Origin of the sequence: Staphylococcus pasteuri (assembly GCF_030547725.1) — a bacterium.
In the GTDB taxonomy this organism is placed as follows: domain Bacteria; phylum Bacillota; class Bacilli; order Staphylococcales; family Staphylococcaceae; genus Staphylococcus; species Staphylococcus pasteuri.
In genome coordinates, this window is record NZ_JAUOQO010000577.1 from 1 (window position 1) to 255 (window position 255).

The window sequence follows — 255 nt, forward strand, 5'->3', positions numbered from 1 at the left end:
GGGCCAGGCTGGGGACAATATTGGTGCGTTGTTGCGGGGGACGAAGAAGGAGGATGTGGAGCGGGGTCAGGTTTTGGCGAAGCCGGGGTCGATCACGCCGCATACCGAGTTCGATGCGAATGTGTATATCTTGACCAAGGATGAGGGTGGGCGGCATAAGCCGTTCTTCAGTAACTATCGGCCGCAGTTCTTTTTCCGGACGACGGATGTGACGGGCACGATCGAACTGCCTGAGGGCACGGAGATGTGTATGCC

The 255-nt window shown here is 58.0% G+C and carries 1 protein-coding gene; it reads left to right on the forward strand.

Annotation, left to right across the window (positions count from 1 at the left end; all coding sequences use genetic code 11):
• A partial coding sequence (locus tag Q4528_RS14790; RefSeq protein ID WP_512701001.1) for an EF-Tu C-terminal domain-related protein occupies positions 1 to 255 on the forward strand: 255 nt, incomplete at both ends.